This window comes from Pseudoalteromonas rhizosphaerae (genome assembly GCF_028885455.1).
In the GTDB taxonomy this organism is placed as follows: Bacteria; Pseudomonadota; Gammaproteobacteria; order Enterobacterales; family Alteromonadaceae; genus Pseudoalteromonas; species Pseudoalteromonas rhizosphaerae.
On the sequence record NZ_CP118496.1, the window covers coordinates 3,741,251 to 3,757,073 of the forward strand.

Here is a 15,823-nt window from a genome sequence, read left to right on the forward strand (position 1 = left end):
ATACGTTGGCAGGTTGTCTCTCACAACCAACCTGACACCGGTGTCACTGTATTAACGCATGACTGTGACACCGGTGTCAACCCTATCCTATAAATTTAGTTTAAATATTTTAAATGACCAAATAATGAACGAAAATAATTTTTCATAAGGGGATCTAGCTTGGTCACTAAATTGTGTTGCTGGAGTGCTGGAAAATGTGAGGAGTTTTTACTTTAATGTATTGATTATAATATCTTTTTATAATCGAAATAATATCAATCGCAAGTACCTATGAGCGGATAATAAAACCCATATAGCAACAACATGCAGACTACTTTGTTAAGCAAAAAAATGCCCGAGTAAGCGTCACTCAAACTCGGGCAACTGTGAAAAGCCTTTATCTAACTTGTGCGGTAGACTCGCGTGTGATTAATCGCGCTTCAAGCGTAACCTGATACGGTTGCTCTTGCGGATCACCAATATGCTCAATCAATTTAGTAACCGCTTGTTTAGTCATTTCTTCAACCGGTTGCGCTATGGTAGTAAGACCAGGCCAAATATGACGAGCGATTGGCGCATTATCAAACCCCGCGATAGAAATATCATCGGGTACTTTAAATTGACGTTGTGTTGCCAATTTTAATACCGCCGCAGCCATGTAATCATTTGATGCAAATACCGCGGTTGGACGTGGGGTTAAGTCTAAAATGCTGCGCGCACTATCGACCCCAGAATGATAACTAAAGTTACCCTCTTCAACCAAACGTTCATTAAATTCAATGCCGTGCGTACTAAGTGCTCTGCGATAACCTTTGAAACGCTGCTCAGTGGCACTGTGATCTGGGTGGCCTTTAATAAACGCGATCGCTTTATGACCAAGCTTAATTAAGTGCTCAGTGATCTCAAATGCGCCCTGCTCATCATTACTGCGTACTGAAATTGAATCGTCTTCAAGCACTGCTGATGCAACTCGTGCATACGGAATTTTTTTACTTTTGAGAAAATCGACTAATACCTTAAAATCTGAAAATGGCGGCGTCAATACCAAGCCATCAAGACGAGAAGATTGTAGTAAATGCTCAATATTACTGATCAACGCATCACCACGTAAATCACATGGGTGGATCAACAAGTTATAGTTGTTTTCTTGACACGCAGCAAGCGCACCGGTTTGCACCCGGGTGATATAACTTTTACTCGGGTTATCGTAAATGCAACCAATAATAAAACTACGATTTTGCGCCAAACCGCGGGCGATCGGGTTAGGAGTGTAATCTAGCTCTTTAAAAACCTTAAGAACTTTTTCACGGGTTGCATCACTAACATTAGGTTCATTATTTAAAACCCGAGACACGGTTTTTTTAGAGACCCCAGCATAACTTGCAACACTATTTATTGTAACTTTCTTCATCCAACCTTCCCAATAACACCCCTATGAGCGATGTATTATGACTGCTCATTGACGTGCAAACATGCAGCAGCACCAATAAGTGGAATATTATCTTGTGTGACTAACGTCACTGGTATTTGGCTCACATACTGCGACATGATCCCTTTAGCACCAAAACGCTCAACAAAACGACTAGCAAGTAAACGAGCTTGCATACGCGGTAAAATACCGCCACCAATATACACACCACCTAACGCACCAAATGCCAGTGCTAAATCGCCTGCGACACTGCCAATCCAATCACAAAATTGATTTAACGTAGCATCGCAAATGGCACATTCACCACTATTTGCTAATTCGCTAATTTGTGCAGCGGTTAAATTCTTAGCATCGACACCTTTTACAGCTGCCATGGCTTGATACAAATGAGCAATACCCGGCCCTGAAAATACAGTTTCGACCGATACATGTGGCAATAGCTTACGTAACTCGATGATCAGCTGAGTATCTAACTCACTCACTGACGCCAACGTTATATGCCCACCTTCACAACTCAAAACAGCACGTGATTGGCTAGTACGCACTAAACACGCCGCACCAAAACCAGTGCCCGGACCCATGACTGCAATATTTGCATCAGTATCGGCTTGTCCTGCTTTAACTGCAATGTTTTGTTGTGGATCTAAATAAGGTGCTGCATAGGCAAACGCAGCAAAATCGTTGATCACTTCCAGTTGAGCTAAATTAAACTCAGCTTTTACTTGTTCGACACTAAAGTGCCAACCTAAATTAGTTAAATGTACTTGGCCTGCTTTTATCGGTCCAGCCACGGCTAAACACGCGCGTCGAGGTTGAATATGACTAACTTGAGATAAATAATGCGTTATTGCCGCTTCCAATGAACCAAAATTGGCACTGGGAAAAATGATATTATGCTCAATAACGAATTGTTTTTCTTGTAGGTTAAAAGCAGTAATTAAAGCAAAACGGGCATTAGTGCCGCCGATGTCGGCCACTAAGATAGGATCGAATTCTGAATTTGGCTTGGAGTTCATCGTGTTTTCTCTTTTGTCTAAGCGGTTTATATACTTAGCTATAACCGTGCTTATTATTTTAATTTCAATGGTCTTGCTATCGCTATGAGATAAACTTTGAGCTATCACCTCAAAGTAGTTACTCTAGTATAAAAAATGCTGCCCAACTAAATGGGCAGCCAATACGTTTTGACAACAAAATGATAAAACACCCGCATTATGACACCGGTGTCAGGGTTGAATCAATAAAAATTTTAAATTACTGATAAATTACTGATAAATAGCTTGTAAAAATCAGCAAATAAACGAGAATGACACGAGTTATTTGCACTTTAGTTAATTGAAATAGTTAGGTTGTGTATGAAAGGTAAAGCTACATCGTTTGACATTGCACACTACGCAGGGGTATCACAATCCACTGTCTCGCGCGCCTTGCGCAACAGTCCATTGGTTAACGAAGAAACCCGCAAACGTGTTTTTGAGGTAGCCAAACAGCTTAACTACAAAGTAGATAAAAATGCGAGTAACCTTCGAACTCAACAAAGTAGTACATTGGCTTTGTTACTGTTTGAAGATCCCACAGCAGATGAATCACAAATCAATCCGTTCTTTTTAGCGATGCTGGGCAGCATAACGCGTGCTTGCGCAAAAGAAGGATATGACTTATTGGTATCGTTTCAATCTGCAAGCTCAGATTGGCAAGCGGACTACGAAGACAGTCACCGTGCTGATGGTATTATTTTATTAGGTTATGGCGATTACATTGATTTTCAGCCTAAGTTTAATACCTTGCTTGAACAAAACACCAAATTTGTATGCTGGGGAGCAACGGTAGATAATCGTGCCGATTTAACAATTAGCTGTGATAACTATGGCGGCGGCCAACTTGCTGCTACGCATTTAATTACCCAAAACCGCACAGACTGCGCGTTTATTGGTGATGCATCTGATCATAGCCCTGAATTTTTTGCCCGTTTTAATGGCTTTAAAGACAAGTTAAAACAACATGCTATTACCTTAAGCGAGCGAAAAATAGCGAATGCAATTTCGACCGAAGAGTCTGGTTATCATGCCACACGTTCGCTTATTGCCAACAATATTACCTTTAATGCCCTTTTCGCAGCTAGCGATCTGATTGCTATAGGTGCAATACGCGCTTTAAAAGAAGCCAATATTAACGTGCCAAAAGATGTAGCCGTGATAGGTTTTGATAATATTTCGATTGCCAGCTATGTAAACCCGCCACTCACAACCATAGAGCAAAACACCACAATTGCAGGACAAATGCTAGTTGAAAACTTACTAAAACTAATTCGTGGTGAACAAGTACAAAGCACCCTACTAACGCCACGATTAATTGCACGAGGTTCTAGCTAACTACATATATTTTATTACATTATTTACGGTCTTTTGTCCTTATTTTTTTATAATTACACGCTAGGTAAACGTGCTATTAACAGCCAATTCACACGTTAATTTCACATTAGTTTTTTTTATCTGAAACTGAGCATTTTTAGTGTAATTTCTCACTCGTCTTTTTATTACTTTCTCTCTACAATCGCACTTTTATTTTTGCTCTTAAAAATTCAAGTGAATATCTTATGCTATTAACTATTGTTTATATTATTGGTATTACAGCCGAAGCCATGACCGGTGCGCTGAGTGCTGGGCGCAGAAACATGGATTGGTTTGGGGTTATGTTAGTAGCTAGTGCCACTGCAATTGGTGGTGGCAGCGTACGCGATATTTTACTTGGCAATTACCCTTTAACTTGGGTAAAACATCCAGAATATTTATTGATCACCTGCGTTGCCGGTATTATTACAACTTGGCTTGCAAAATGGGTGGTTAAATTTAAAGGCATTTTTATGCGTTTAGATGCCCTTGGGCTTGCCGCATTTAGTATTATTGGCTGCCAAGTGGGGCTTAATATGGGTTTGCACTATGGTATTTGTGTAGTCGCTGCTATTGTTACCGGCGTATTTGGTGGATTATTACGCGATTTAATTTGTCGCCAAGCGCCGCTAGTATTACATCATGAGCTTTACGCCAGCGTAGCGCTGATTGTAGCTTGTTTATATCTAGCACTACACCACTACAACATTGATGACAACATCAGCGTTATTACAAGCCTAGTTGTAGGGTATTTAATACGCATGGCATCGGTACGCTTCAAATGGCGCTTACCTACGTTTAGTTTATTAGAACCAGCTAATTTGAAAAATGAACAGTAAAGGCAGTCGTTTATTAACCCCTGCTCATAAGCTTTTCAATAGTCCAATTACTTTTTAGGCTATTGAAACAGCCAAAAAATATTATTTTCATACGTTAAAACTAAATAGTTTTAACGGCTGTTTTATTTTGAAAGTAATTATTGAGTAATAAAGATTGCAATAAACTTGTACCACTTGATGTTGCCCAATATAAACCAATAGCAGAGGGGAAGTTTATTAAGGTAATAACACAAATAACAGCAGGAATAATAAATAATAAAGTACTGGTTTGCTCAGCAGTTCCTGGCATCATCGCCATAGAAAAATAAGTGATCACACCTACCAACAATGAAAGTGCAATATCGGGTTTTGCTATGCTCGCAATCCACGCAAACTTACTATTAAACACGATTTGTTGAAGAGCTTGAAACGTACCAAAGCCAAATAAACCCTGACCTGCCATATTTAACACACTCTTTTTATCAATAAATTTAATGTTGTGCTTTTTATAGAGCGCCATTGTAGATTTAGCTATTGCACTGGGTTGATCTTTATATTTATTTTTTATTTCATCAAGCTCAGGCTTTAATACAGCTATCGCCTTTTTGTTACTAATGGTTTTGGCCATCGCTAACAAGTTAATCGGCATTAAAACTAAGCGACCAATTAGTGTGAATAAAATAATAGCTAAAGCTTGGCTTAGCCCGACTTCTTGAGTAAAAAAGGCGATAGACTGCACGATAAAGCTCGTAAAAAAATTCCAAAGTTCCATTTACACTTCCCTTTCAGTTTGATGTATTAAAAGTAAACACCTCGACATATTATGTCAAGCAGTTTATTAATGTCCATTATCGCGCTGATGGATCTTTTTTAATGATATTTACCAAATAAGGCTATTTTTTATCATGATAAAGACAATAAACATCCCCGGGGCAAGCCCTTATGCTAACGCAGAACTCACTTCGTGAGCGGGGTATTTGGTTAGAACATAGCTAACTGATGATCCGAATGGAGTTGGTCATAATTATTTCCTTGGTTTTTCACATACTTTCTTATCATTGATTCGTCACCATGTTTTCCTACCGTACTTGCAAAATAACCATCTGACCAAAACTCTCCACCCCATAACTGCTTTTTAACATGAGGGCACTTTTTAAAAACCTCTCTTGCCGTTAAACTTTTAATCATCGTTACCAACTTTGTAATGCTGTAGGTTGGTACTGACTGAACTAAAAAATGAATATGATCTTCATCCGTCCCAATTTCTAAAAATTTGATTTCGTAACGTTTTTCTATTTCAACACAAATTTCTGTGATTGCCCTATCAACTCCCACATCAAGAACTGCTCTTCTATATTTTGCAGGGAAAACTAAGTGATAAAGTAAAACTGTCACATTGTGGCTTTTATGTATAAATTCGCTCATTACTCAATACTACGCCGCAAGCGGCGGGGAATAAACCCGAAGAGATTTAATTTATTTTTATTGATAGTTTAACCATAGGCGAGTTCCTATTTTGATTCAATCGGTTACTTCGATCTACGTAAAATATAAAAAGAGGATTTGTTGTTGCTTTAATTGGCGTTTTGCAAGGTATGACAGGTGTTTAAGTGGCTATTTGGAGAGGTAGCAGCTTACCTTTATTAATGCATCGTGTTTTGCAGCTTTTCTATATTATGAACTTAGCAATACAGTTGCCGCAGAATAAAGTGAAGGCATTCACTTTCGTTTGACCGTGTAAGTTTAATTTATTCATTCCTTTGTTAACTGTAATATTACGCTTTTCACCTTAAGGAATTAGATTCAATACAACCAAGTCGTTTACCATTCCTTCAAGAAAAAGTTGTCGTCGCCCCATTGGCTGTCTATTTTGACCTTCATTTGAATTAGCTAACGATGGATTTAGATCACTGGAACCACCTTAGGATAAGAATGTGCTACTGACGGCAATGACGCTCTTTATAAGGTATAGCACGAAATAAAGTACACAGTTTAATGAAATTGGGTGTTAGAGAGCGACTCGCCATAGCGTGTGGTATCAACATTACCAAAAGTAGGCGCTTGAAAGCGAAAGCTCAAACACAAAAGGAATTAATATTGCGCTAGGCAATGACTATTAGCCTCACAAGATTTCGTATCATTGAGAGATATTTGGATCAATATTCATTAAGGGAGATGAACCGCCCATTGAATTTCCTGTTAATAAAAAGCGCATGATGGGTGATGTGGGGCTGGAGGTTAGAGACCTCCGGCTACCCGATTAGTTGCTACAGAATACATTTGACCCTTTTGTTTAAAATAATTATATATACTGAAGTAATTACTGAAATAATAATAGCTAATAAGGTTAAAGATACGCCCTCAAATTCAGTTGTTTTTCTCAGCAAACTTAACACAAAAGAATGTATGAAGTATATGGCTGAAGAATACAAAGCAACATTTTTAGTACTGCCCTTTATATACTGCTGTTGAAAATAAATAAAAATTAATGGACAAACAAATATTAACGTTAAAAAATTATCAAAACCTCCATCCCTGTGAGGTTGATAATAATTTATGTAAGATTCAAAAAATAACATCAACAGCCCGAGGAAGGTTCCTAGTAAAATAACATTATTCGGTACTACCTTATGAATTTGATACTTATTTAGTAGAAAACCAATACCAAAGAAAGGGAAAGCAAAGAATAAAAAGTTACGGTGACTCCAATTTATGTTAAAGACCTTATCGAAGTAAGTATCTGGGAAAACATGATAGTTTCCAGTATATTGAATTAGAACCCCGACTAAAAATGTGGCTCCAATACTCATAATTATTAATTTCGTACTGAGCTTAGTTAATAATAACATAGTGAATGCTGCACCTATCAATCCTGATATATACCATAAATGGTGATATCCCATTAAAAACTTCAGGGCCAATTTTAAAACACTTACTATTGACATATCAGGTATAGAAAACCAAAAAAAGGAGTAGAAAGCCATCCAAACAAGATAAAGTATAATAACTCTCTTAAACCATATTCGTTGAGCATTTTTAATTAATGTTGAATAAAAATAAAATCCATTAATAACAAAGAATACTGGTACTGCGATTCTAAAAATTCCATTGTTAAATAAATATGCACCTAATTTACTAAACTCACTTAGAAAACCAGCATGGAGACCTACAATCATAAAAGCCATAAACAGCTTTAAAAAATCAAGTGATACATTTCTTTCCAAAATCGACCCCAAAGATATGGTATTTAGTGACAACTAACGAGCCAGTTGAATTACTCGTTTTAAATTTATTTTTATTGATGTACCGACCATAGCTGAGTTCCTATTTTGATTCAATCAGTTACTGCTATTTCACGTAAAATAAAGAGGACTTAGCTATGTTTTAATTGTTTTTTGCAAGGTGTTAGAGTGGCTTATTTGGAGAGGTAGCAGCTTACCTTTATTAATGCATCGTGTTTTGCAGCTTTTCTAGATTATGAACAAGGCAATACAGTTATCGCAGTATGAAGTGAAAGCATTCACTTTCGTTTGTCCGCGCAAGGTCAACTACTCATGCTTTTACCAATAATGAAACCAGCCGCCTTGAATATTGCCATGATGAGGTTAACCGATGAATGTCTCGGCTCTGGCATCCTGCTTCGCTCTACCTTCTAAATCCATTTAGTAGTAGTGCCCTACCGACCCCAAAAGGATATGGGAAAAACCTGGATGCGATGAGATCGCAATAAGCGATTACTGCGTAACGCACCTTATATGTGTTTGCCGTAAGCAACTTGCTTAAAAACGGTCAAAAAGAATACTAGTGCCTATTGACAGAGTTAAGGCTCATATGTGTTATATTTCAGTTACTTCTTTGTTGCGCCAGAAAAGCTGCATATTCTGATCTAGCTTTACTATCAGGTTTTATACCTTTAGATTCACACCAAACTAGTAATTTACTAATTTTAATAGATATTTTCTGCACCTGCTTGTCATTGGCTCTGAGTTCTCCAATGGCATTTTCAGTATTGTGCCGCCATTTTTGATAAGTGTCATCAAGTGTAGATGGGTCTTCCACTGTTTCCTTTAAACACTGCCATTCTTCGGGCTGAAACCATGCGAAAGAATAAACTATTTGTTGTTCCCACATGCTTGAGTACTCCGTGAAATATAACTTTTCAATAACGGGTGCAGGCACGTGAGGCATAATGGCGAAGCCGCCCCGCGTGTATGCGTCCCAGCGAACGAAGTGTAATGGTCAACAAATTCTGTAGAGATTCTAAGCGGCATTTTTTAATTCATTATATTTCTGATGTGGCGTCATATAATTAAGCGTAGAATGCCTACGTTTGTAATTGTAAAACTGAATATAATTGTCCACCTCACTTATAACTGAATGATGATTTATAAATGACAGGCGATTCAGTCGCTCTGTTTTTAAACTTCTAAAAAATCGCTCCATTACTGCATTATCCCAACAATTACCTCGACGACTCATACTTTGCGTTATAGTTAGTTGTGATAACCGAGCTCTAAACGAGGCCGCAGAATACTGACACCCTTGATCGGAATGAAACATCAGTTGATTAAGAACCGGCTGTTGACGCTTAATAGCATTATTCAATGCTGCTATAGCCAATTCAGCATTTGGGCTTGTTGATAAGGCATACCCTACAACTTCCCTCGTTGATAAATCTAACACACAGGCCAAGTAACTCCACCCTTGGTGATTCCTAATATAGGTAATATCACCGACCCAATGCGTGTTATGTGAATCAGGGTTAAACTCTCGTTTTAAGAGGTTCTGTGCGTACTTATGTTCATCACCTGAATTAGGGTAGTAATGTTTTTTCTTCGGCCTGATGGCTTTTATATTCAACTTTTTCATCAGTGCCGCTGTTTTATATATTCCAATCGTATGATTTAACGCATTCAATTCAACGTGCACTCTGCGTCTACCATACGTATAACCGGAATCGTCAGCGATAGATTCAATTAACGCCAGCAGTGCCTGCTCTGACTTATTTGGCGTGACGGGCGCATAATAATAACTACTTGTACTGACTTCTAAAGCACGACACAACTCAGATACCGTATAACTTGGGGTCGCTTTCTTCAACGCTTTAATTACTTTAAATTTTGATTGTCGCGAATGAAGAAAGCGGTGGCTTTTTTTAATATATCATTATCCCTTAAAGCGCGCTGTAGCTGCTTCTCTAGCACTTGAATACGTTGCTGCTCAGGTGTGAGTGCTTGTACATTTCCCGAACTCTTACCATCAAGTTCAGATAAATATTGTTGCTTCCAACGTGATACAGCTGACTTTCCTGCGCCAGACATCTCTTCAATTTGCTTATTGGTATAACCTTCTTCTACCATTAATTTGGCATATTCAAGTTTTTGTTGTGCACTGAGTGTTACTTTTGATTTTCTGGTCATAGTGATACCTTTTGGTTTAGCTCATTTTACGCTATAAACCTGTCCAGTTTTATTAGACCATTACAACTTTCGGACCAGCAGGAGTTATTTGTTTCAATACGCATACTCAGGGATTGTTGTTGAGCCGACTATCTATAAGACCTGCGAGAAACACTATTTATCTCTATCTACTCTTTCACTTTACCTCTAGGAGGCCCAAAATGGAAGCCTTTAACGTCTCAGATTTTGCTGCCCTTATCGGGATCGGTTGGGCTGACCGTAAATACGATATTTGTGAAGTAAATCGCGATACAAACACACAACTTTTAAGTGTCATTTCATCTGAACCTAAGTCAATTAATGCATGGGCGCTTGAGTTAAAACACCGCTACAACGGCAGACCTGTTGCTGTCGCGTGTGAGCTTAAAAAAGGCCCACTCATATACGCTCTCAGTAAATTTAAGCACATCGTATTATTTGTGATTAATCCATCCAGTGTCGCAAAATACCGTGCAGCATTTACGCACAGTGGAGCGAAAGATGCTCCTACCGATGCGATTATTCAAGTTGAAATTTTACAACTTCATATGGATAAATTAACGGTTATTAGGCCTGACTCAGAGGACGTTAGGTGTCTTGCGCAACTTGTCGAATATCGTCGTAAATTAGTACAAGAGCGTGTTGATTTAACCAATAAAATATCCACAACGCTAAAAAATTATTATCCTCATGTGATTGATTGGTTTAAAGAAAAATACACACAAATCTTTTGTGATTTCTTACTACGTTGGCCTTCTCTTGCACAAGCTAAAAAAGCACGAAAGCAAACCTTGCTCGACTTTTTTAATCAACACAACTCGCGTTACCCACTCGTGAATGAAAAACGGATAAAAGAAATAAAGGACGCTGAAATACTCACTGATGATATGGCTGTGATCACGCCCAATTTATTGCTTATTGAATGCCTTGTTCCTCAACTCAAACAGCTAATGCTCGCAATCACACGATTTGATGACGAAATTAAAACACTTTACAGGCAACATAAAGATCGCGTTATTATTGATAGTTTACCCGGTGCGGGGCCACAATTAGCCCCTCGATTATTAGCGGCAATGGGGTCTAATCGTGACCGTTATTCGTGCGCTGCTGAGATACAAAAATACGCAGGCATTGCCCCTGTTACCGAACGCAGTGGCAAGAAGGAATGGATACATTGGCGATACTCGTGCACTACATTTTTAAGGCAAACATTTGTGGAATGGGCAGGACTCTCTGTGCGTTATTCATTCTGGGCCAAAGCCTATTATCGGCAACAAGAAGCAAAAGGAAAGCCCCATAACACCATCATCAGAGCGCTTGCATTTAAGTGGATACGAATCCTATTTAGATGCTGGAAAACTCACACGCCCTACGATGAATCAACTTACTTAACGGCATTGAAAAGTAAAGGGTCACCGCTGTTAAAATTTGCGGTGGAAAGTGAGCTTTAGTGCTTGCTGTCCACCTCAGGGCGTGTTGTTATAAATTGTTCTAATTCTTCACTAATCAAGTGGAGGTAAGTTTTTGTCACATCTTTGTGCATTTGATTGTGCTAAGACTTTCCCTACCGAGGTTATAGAAATAACTGTTGGAATATTGTCCCACCATTCTTTAAGAACTCTTAAATTATCTCTTTTGTTCCACTCATCCATAAATAGACTGATATTATTTTGTTTTATATTGCTATCTGTAGAGTAAATACCATAGATGGAATCGATAGCGTTTTTCTGTTCATTTGTTAGTTGAACTGGAATAATAACCTGGGCACCATCACGATGCGCTACTTGCTGCAAAACTAAGTTCTGAATTTGAGCTCGATTAGTAACCGGAATTCTTAGGAAATCTTTGTTTAAACTATGTTCAATTAGTATGTTTCTTGGCAATCGATTAAGGTCAAGTATTTCGAAAGCTCTAGTCTGATTTTCTGAGTTTTTCTCAATACCTCCATCAATGTAGCCGGATAATACATCTGAATAATACTCTTGGGTTTTCTTTAGATTACCAAATGAACTAATCCTAATAGTATTTAATATGTCTAAATGATCCAACCACTCTTGCCCAGAAGGTAGTATTCCATAAAATATTTTTCCAAATAGATCATTTAATGTATTAAGTCCTAGATGGATGTCCCCACTTGCAGGTAAGAAGCTACTAACAGAATGAGCTACAGTTAAACCAAGCAATGCTTCATCGGAAATTTTATCAATAATATCTACCGCAAGGCTTATCCCTGCACGAGCAACACGGTCTTCCCCTTTTTTAAATCTATGAATAAGTAACTCAGATAAAAGATCATAGTCCGCAGGTCTTTCAGTAGCTGCCGCTGTTTTTTGTGCATCGGCAAGTAAAAGTTGAAAACTTGGATCTGAAAAAGCTTCTAGCGCCCCTTCTACATTTTCCATTTTTGGTAAAAGGCTATTTTCAAACTCAGTAACTCGTGCATTTGCAATATCTAATGCCTCTTGAGTATATTCTCTTTTTAACTGTAAATTCATTTCTTGGAACACTTCGCGGGCGCGCTTTTCATCTATACCTACATGTACTACCATTTGCTCAGTCTGAAAATTTGTAGAGCCATCTCCACCTTTCTGGCTTTGTCTATTCATCATCCTTGCTATCACCTATTTTAAAGCTGCCACCAACCTGTATATTTGTAGAATTATCTCCGCCTTTTTGAACTTGCCTATTTTTACGAGAAGAAAATATCCAACCAATAATTGCTAGCGGTAGTGCAATAGCAGCACCACTAAATAACCAATCTTTATTTTCTAAAATCCACGCCATAACAGTACTCCTTACTGAACGATGTATAACAACTTTGTCTACGACATTTGTCTTTTTACAAAACGACAAATGTCCTTATATTACAATGGGTTTATCTTATCTCTCAAATAAACATCTGTAAACAATTAGTTAACTTCGCTCATATTCTCTAAATGGAGAAATACACCAAAAGGGGAGAGATCAATAATATTGGACAAAAAGCAGGCTGCTGTCTATATATACAGTAGCTTATTTTAGAGATTCACACTATGAAATCGCCTTTTTTAACTATGATTGCCGAACAAATGTATTTAAAACGCTACGCTAAAAGTACCATTAAAGCTTACTTATACTGGATAGCTGCATTTATTCGCTTTAACTCTATGCGACACCCAACAACAATGGGAAATAATGAAGTTGAGCTATTTTTAAATCATCTAGTTAACCAACTAAATATTGCACCCAATACGCAAACACAAGCCTTAAATGCGTTAAGCTTTTTATTTAAAGAGGTGATTAACAAGCCACTCTCGTTATCATTAGATTTTGTTATGAGCAAACGAGCAACTAAACTACCGGTAGTTTTAACACAGCAAGAAATAAATCATTTTTTTAAAGTGTGCTCTGCAAAACATTATTTACCTTGTGGGCTTCTCTATGGAAGTGGAATGCGGCTAATGGAGGTACTACGTTTACGCGTGCAAGATATTGATTTTGACTATAACTGTATTCGTATTTGAGATGGAAAAGGAGGCAAAAACCGAGTTGTAACACTGGCAATAGAGCTTGTTCCACAGTTGCAAACGCAAATACAATTAGTTGATAGTTACCTACAACTGGATCTTAATAACCCTTTATATAGTGGCGTTTATATGCCGCACTTATTACGTAAAAATACCCACAGCATAACAAACAGCTAGGCTGGCAGTATTTGTTTTCATCACATAAATTAAGTATCGATCCCGAGAGTAAACTGCTAAGACGTCATCATATTGATGAAAAGCAATTACAACGCGCTGTAAAACAGGCTGCTAACGATGCGAAAATTAATAAACACGTTACACCGCATACCTTACGTCATTCATTTGCAACGCACCTACGCCGATATCAGAACAGTTCAAGCTCAACTTGGCCACAGTGATGTTCGGACTACACAAATATATACGCATGTTTTGCAGCAGGGGGGAACGGAGTTATTAGCCCATTTTCACGAATTGGGGCTAACGTATGTTAACCCCAATTTATGTGTAACCTATTTACAGTGTGTTATTCAGTAACAACAAACCATAAGCTGCGAGTTGCTCGTCATTGAGGTCGTGTTGCCAGCTAGGCGTTAACCCCTGACGTTTTATACCGCTGATGCTTTGTGACTTAGCGGTTAAATTAAGTATAAACATAGATTTACTGCCGTTTAACTCGCGGGTTATTTCAACTAGGCCGTTATCGTATTGATTTAACGCATAACTGCCTTTTATACCCAGCTCTGGGCGCTGTTTTTTCTGCGAAATTAAGTGCTGATATAAACGCCAAAGTGAATCAGAGTCTGCTTGCTGTACTTTAACATTGCGATCGCCTGCGCTAAGCTGCTCGGCTAAAAATTCAGGCCACCAGCTGGTAAAGTCTTTACCAAATAATTCACTTTGTTCAACCCAGCTCGTTTTAGCTTTGGTAAAACCGGCTTGATTGCTGTTGTCCCATTGCATAGGCGCACGTTTATAAACATCATGGCCTGTGCCACCTTGTGTTAAGCCAATTTCTTCGCCGTAATAAATATACGGTGTACCAGGGGAGCTAAATAACATCGCAGCGGCAAGTTTTGCTTTATCGTCGTGCTCTGCAAGTTGATAAGCGATACGTTCTTGGTCGTGATTGGTTAAAAACGGCGCAAAAAAATCAAGCGGTGCGGCTGAGTCAATACGTTGCTGTAAATTTTGTTTGAGCACATTGGCATCAACTGCGTTGATTTGTTGGTTAGATTGCATGGTGCCAAATTGCGCTTCGCCACTGGCATCTGGTTTTAACAAACCCAGTATTTTATAGCCCACTTCAAAATCAAAGCCCTGATCAAGCCCCTTCCCTGCACCATAATACTTGGCTGCCACAGGAATATCGGCCCAGGCTTCACCTACTAAATACGCCTCAGGGTTCACACTTTTTACATACTGATTAAAGTGCTGCCAGTAAGCTATGGTTTCGTCTGTGTCGGCCTGTGCATTGCCGCCGCTTTCCATGGCAAAGCGCACAGCGTCTAACCTAAAACCTGCAACGCCTTTATCAAGCCAAAACTTAGCCATTTTTTCCATTTCAGCAATAACATCAGGGTGGCGTATATTTAAGTCAGGTTGGCTGGCACCAAACGCGCCGTAGTAATATTGCTGGCGTGTTTCATTCCAATGCCATACGGCATCGGGCTTGTCGTTATCACTCCATGCGTGGCCCCAACCGCTACCGGCTTTTGGCATATCGTCGCGCCAAATAAAGTAATCTGCATAAGGGGCTTGTTGTTTTGCTGAACGCTGAAACCATTCATGGTTACTTGATATATGATTTATAACTAAATCAAGTATGACTTTCATGCCTTTATCATCAGCGGCTTTTATAAAGGCTTCAAACTCTGCCATGCTGCCGTAGTCGTTTTCTACTTGGTAAAATTCAGTAAAATCATAACCATGATACGATGGTGCTTCAAACATCGGGGTTAACCACAATGCGTTAACGCCGAGCTCTTGCAGATACGGGAGTTTTTGGGTCATACCATTAAAATCGCCATGGCCATCAGCATCGCTGTCGTAAAAACTACGTGGCCAGATTTGATAAAATACCGCATTTTGCCACCAAGGCGTTACGTGTTGCTCAGTGTTTAATTGCGATATTTCGGTGTTGTTAGTGTTGGTATTTAATGATGGTGCGCTTTGGCAGCCTGTTAGCATGAGTACCAGTGCCAACGCGCTTAAAGTAAAGGTTTTCATTACAGCCTCGTTGTTATTGTTATAAATAATATAGCCG

The 15,823-nt window shown here is 38.8% G+C and carries 14 protein-coding genes and 2 pseudogenes; 5 read left to right on the forward strand and 11 right to left on the reverse strand.

Annotated features, from left to right (window positions below):
* Positions 1-376: 376 nt before the first annotated feature.
* The gene (locus PVK79_RS16075; RefSeq protein WP_145233466.1) at positions 377-1,390 is read right to left on the reverse strand and encodes a LacI family DNA-binding transcriptional regulator; all 1,014 of its coding nucleotides are present in this window, start codon (positions 1,388-1,390) and stop codon (positions 377-379) included.
* A 35-nt stretch (positions 1,391-1,425) separates the two neighbouring features.
* On the reverse strand, positions 1,426-2,424 hold the full coding sequence (gene glk, locus PVK79_RS16080) for a glucokinase (protein ID WP_145233464.1): 999 nt from the start codon (positions 2,422-2,424) through the stop codon (positions 1,426-1,428).
* Between the two features lie 339 nt (positions 2,425-2,763).
* Here glk and PVK79_RS16085 point away from each other — a divergent pair, with 339 nt between their 5' ends.
* Positions 2,764-3,780: a LacI family DNA-binding transcriptional regulator gene (locus PVK79_RS16085; RefSeq protein ID WP_257326169.1), complete on the forward strand. Its 1,017-nt coding sequence runs from the start codon at positions 2,764-2,766 to the stop codon at positions 3,778-3,780.
* A gap of 224 nt (positions 3,781-4,004) precedes the next feature.
* Positions 4,005-4,637, forward strand: coding sequence for a trimeric intracellular cation channel family protein (locus tag PVK79_RS16090; RefSeq protein ID WP_145233460.1), 633 nt, complete (start codon positions 4,005-4,007; stop codon positions 4,635-4,637).
* 100 nt (positions 4,638-4,737) lie between these two features.
* Here PVK79_RS16090 and PVK79_RS16095 read toward each other — a convergent pair whose 3' ends face one another.
* The 6 genes and pseudogenes from PVK79_RS16095 to PVK79_RS16115 all read right to left on the reverse strand — a co-directional run bounded on the left by PVK79_RS16095 (position 4,738) and on the right by PVK79_RS16115 (position 10,036).
* Positions 4,738-5,388, reverse strand: a complete 651-nt coding sequence (locus PVK79_RS16095) for a YidC/Oxa1 family membrane protein insertase (RefSeq protein ID WP_257326170.1) — start codon at positions 5,386-5,388, stop codon at positions 4,738-4,740.
* Between the two features lie 209 nt (positions 5,389-5,597).
* Complete coding sequence (tnpA, locus tag PVK79_RS16100; protein WP_182700879.1) at positions 5,598-6,041, reverse strand: IS200/IS605 family transposase; 444 nt, start codon at positions 6,039-6,041, stop codon at positions 5,598-5,600.
* A gap of 257 nt (positions 6,042-6,298) precedes the next feature.
* Positions 6,299-6,393, reverse strand: a pseudogene (locus tag PVK79_RS23585) (transposase); the annotation flags it as partial.
* Positions 6,394-6,883: 490 nt separating this feature from the next.
* Entirely contained in the window at positions 6,884-7,840 is a 957-nt protein-coding gene (locus PVK79_RS16105) for an acyltransferase (RefSeq protein WP_257326171.1), read from the reverse strand.
* Between the two features lie 619 nt (positions 7,841-8,459).
* A complete protein-coding gene (locus PVK79_RS16110; protein WP_257326172.1) occupies positions 8,460-8,747 on the reverse strand; it encodes a hypothetical protein in 288 nt (95 codons plus the stop codon).
* Between the two features lie 129 nt (positions 8,748-8,876).
* Positions 8,877-10,036, reverse strand: a protein-coding gene (locus tag PVK79_RS16115) for an IS3 family transposase (RefSeq protein WP_257326173.1) whose coding sequence is annotated in 2 segments (ribosomal slippage) — positions 8,877-9,763 and positions 9,763-10,036 — 1,161 coding nt in all. Because the reading frame shifts where the segments join, the coding sequence is not laid out codon by codon here.
* A gap of 200 nt (positions 10,037-10,236) precedes the next feature.
* Between PVK79_RS16115 and PVK79_RS16120 the strand changes: the two genes are divergently transcribed.
* On the forward strand, positions 10,237-11,505 hold the full coding sequence (locus PVK79_RS16120) for an IS110 family RNA-guided transposase (RefSeq protein ID WP_257326174.1): 1,269 nt from the start codon (positions 10,237-10,239) through the stop codon (positions 11,503-11,505).
* Between the two features lie 51 nt (positions 11,506-11,556).
* Here the strand turns inward: PVK79_RS16120 and PVK79_RS16125 are convergent, their stop codons facing one another.
* Together PVK79_RS16125 and PVK79_RS16130 are read right to left on the reverse strand one after the other, a co-directional pair.
* Complete coding sequence (locus PVK79_RS16125) at positions 11,557-12,663, reverse strand: LPO_1073/Vpar_1526 family protein (protein WP_257326175.1); 1,107 nt, start codon at positions 12,661-12,663, stop codon at positions 11,557-11,559.
* On the reverse strand, positions 12,653-12,838 hold the full coding sequence (locus tag PVK79_RS16130; protein ID WP_257326176.1) for a hypothetical protein: 186 nt from the start codon (positions 12,836-12,838) through the stop codon (positions 12,653-12,655). The genes PVK79_RS16125 and PVK79_RS16130 overlap by 11 nt, the downstream gene beginning before the upstream one ends.
* A gap of 248 nt (positions 12,839-13,086) precedes the next feature.
* Between PVK79_RS16130 and PVK79_RS16135 the strand changes: the two genes are divergently transcribed.
* Positions 13,087-13,557 (forward strand): phage integrase N-terminal SAM-like domain-containing protein, encoded by a 471-nt coding sequence (locus PVK79_RS16135; RefSeq protein WP_257326177.1) that lies wholly within the window; start codon positions 13,087-13,089, stop codon positions 13,555-13,557.
* A 191-nt stretch (positions 13,558-13,748) separates the two neighbouring features.
* Positions 13,749-14,094: pseudogene (locus PVK79_RS16140) on the forward strand (tyrosine-type recombinase/integrase).
* Here the strand turns inward: PVK79_RS16140 and PVK79_RS16145 are convergent.
* On the reverse strand, positions 14,074-15,786 hold the full coding sequence (locus PVK79_RS16145; protein WP_257326178.1) for an alpha-amylase family glycosyl hydrolase: 1,713 nt from the start codon (positions 15,784-15,786) through the stop codon (positions 14,074-14,076). The pseudogene PVK79_RS16140 and the gene PVK79_RS16145 overlap by 21 nt on opposite strands.
* Positions 15,787-15,823 lie beyond the last annotated feature (37 nt).

Coding starts and splice junctions, on each gene's coding strand:
- PVK79_RS16075 (WP_145233466.1), bottom strand. CDS start 1,390: ATGAAGAAAGTTACAATAAATAGTGTTGCAAGTTATGCTGGGGTCTCT.
- glk (WP_145233464.1), bottom strand. CDS start 2,424: ATGAACTCCAAGCCAAATTCAGAATTCGATCCTATCTTAGTGGCCGAC.
- PVK79_RS16085 (WP_257326169.1), top strand. CDS start 2,764: ATGAAAGGTAAAGCTACATCGTTTGACATTGCACACTACGCAGGGGTA.
- PVK79_RS16090 (WP_145233460.1), top strand. CDS start 4,005: ATGCTATTAACTATTGTTTATATTATTGGTATTACAGCCGAAGCCATG.
- PVK79_RS16095 (WP_257326170.1), bottom strand. CDS start 5,388: ATGGAACTTTGGAATTTTTTTACGAGCTTTATCGTGCAGTCTATCGCC.
- tnpA (WP_182700879.1), bottom strand. CDS start 6,041: ATGAGCGAATTTATACATAAAAGCCACAATGTGACAGTTTTACTTTAT.
- PVK79_RS16110 (WP_257326172.1), bottom strand. CDS start 8,747: ATGTGGGAACAACAAATAGTTTATTCTTTCGCATGGTTTCAGCCCGAA.
- PVK79_RS16120 (WP_257326174.1), top strand. CDS start 10,237: ATGGAAGCCTTTAACGTCTCAGATTTTGCTGCCCTTATCGGGATCGGT.
- PVK79_RS16125 (WP_257326175.1), bottom strand. CDS start 12,663: ATGATGAATAGACAAAGCCAGAAAGGTGGAGATGGCTCTACAAATTTT.
- PVK79_RS16130 (WP_257326176.1), bottom strand. CDS start 12,838: ATGGCGTGGATTTTAGAAAATAAAGATTGGTTATTTAGTGGTGCTGCT.
- PVK79_RS16135 (WP_257326177.1), top strand. CDS start 13,087: ATGAAATCGCCTTTTTTAACTATGATTGCCGAACAAATGTATTTAAAA.
- PVK79_RS16145 (WP_257326178.1), bottom strand. CDS start 15,786: ATGAAAACCTTTACTTTAAGCGCGTTGGCACTGGTACTCATGCTAACA.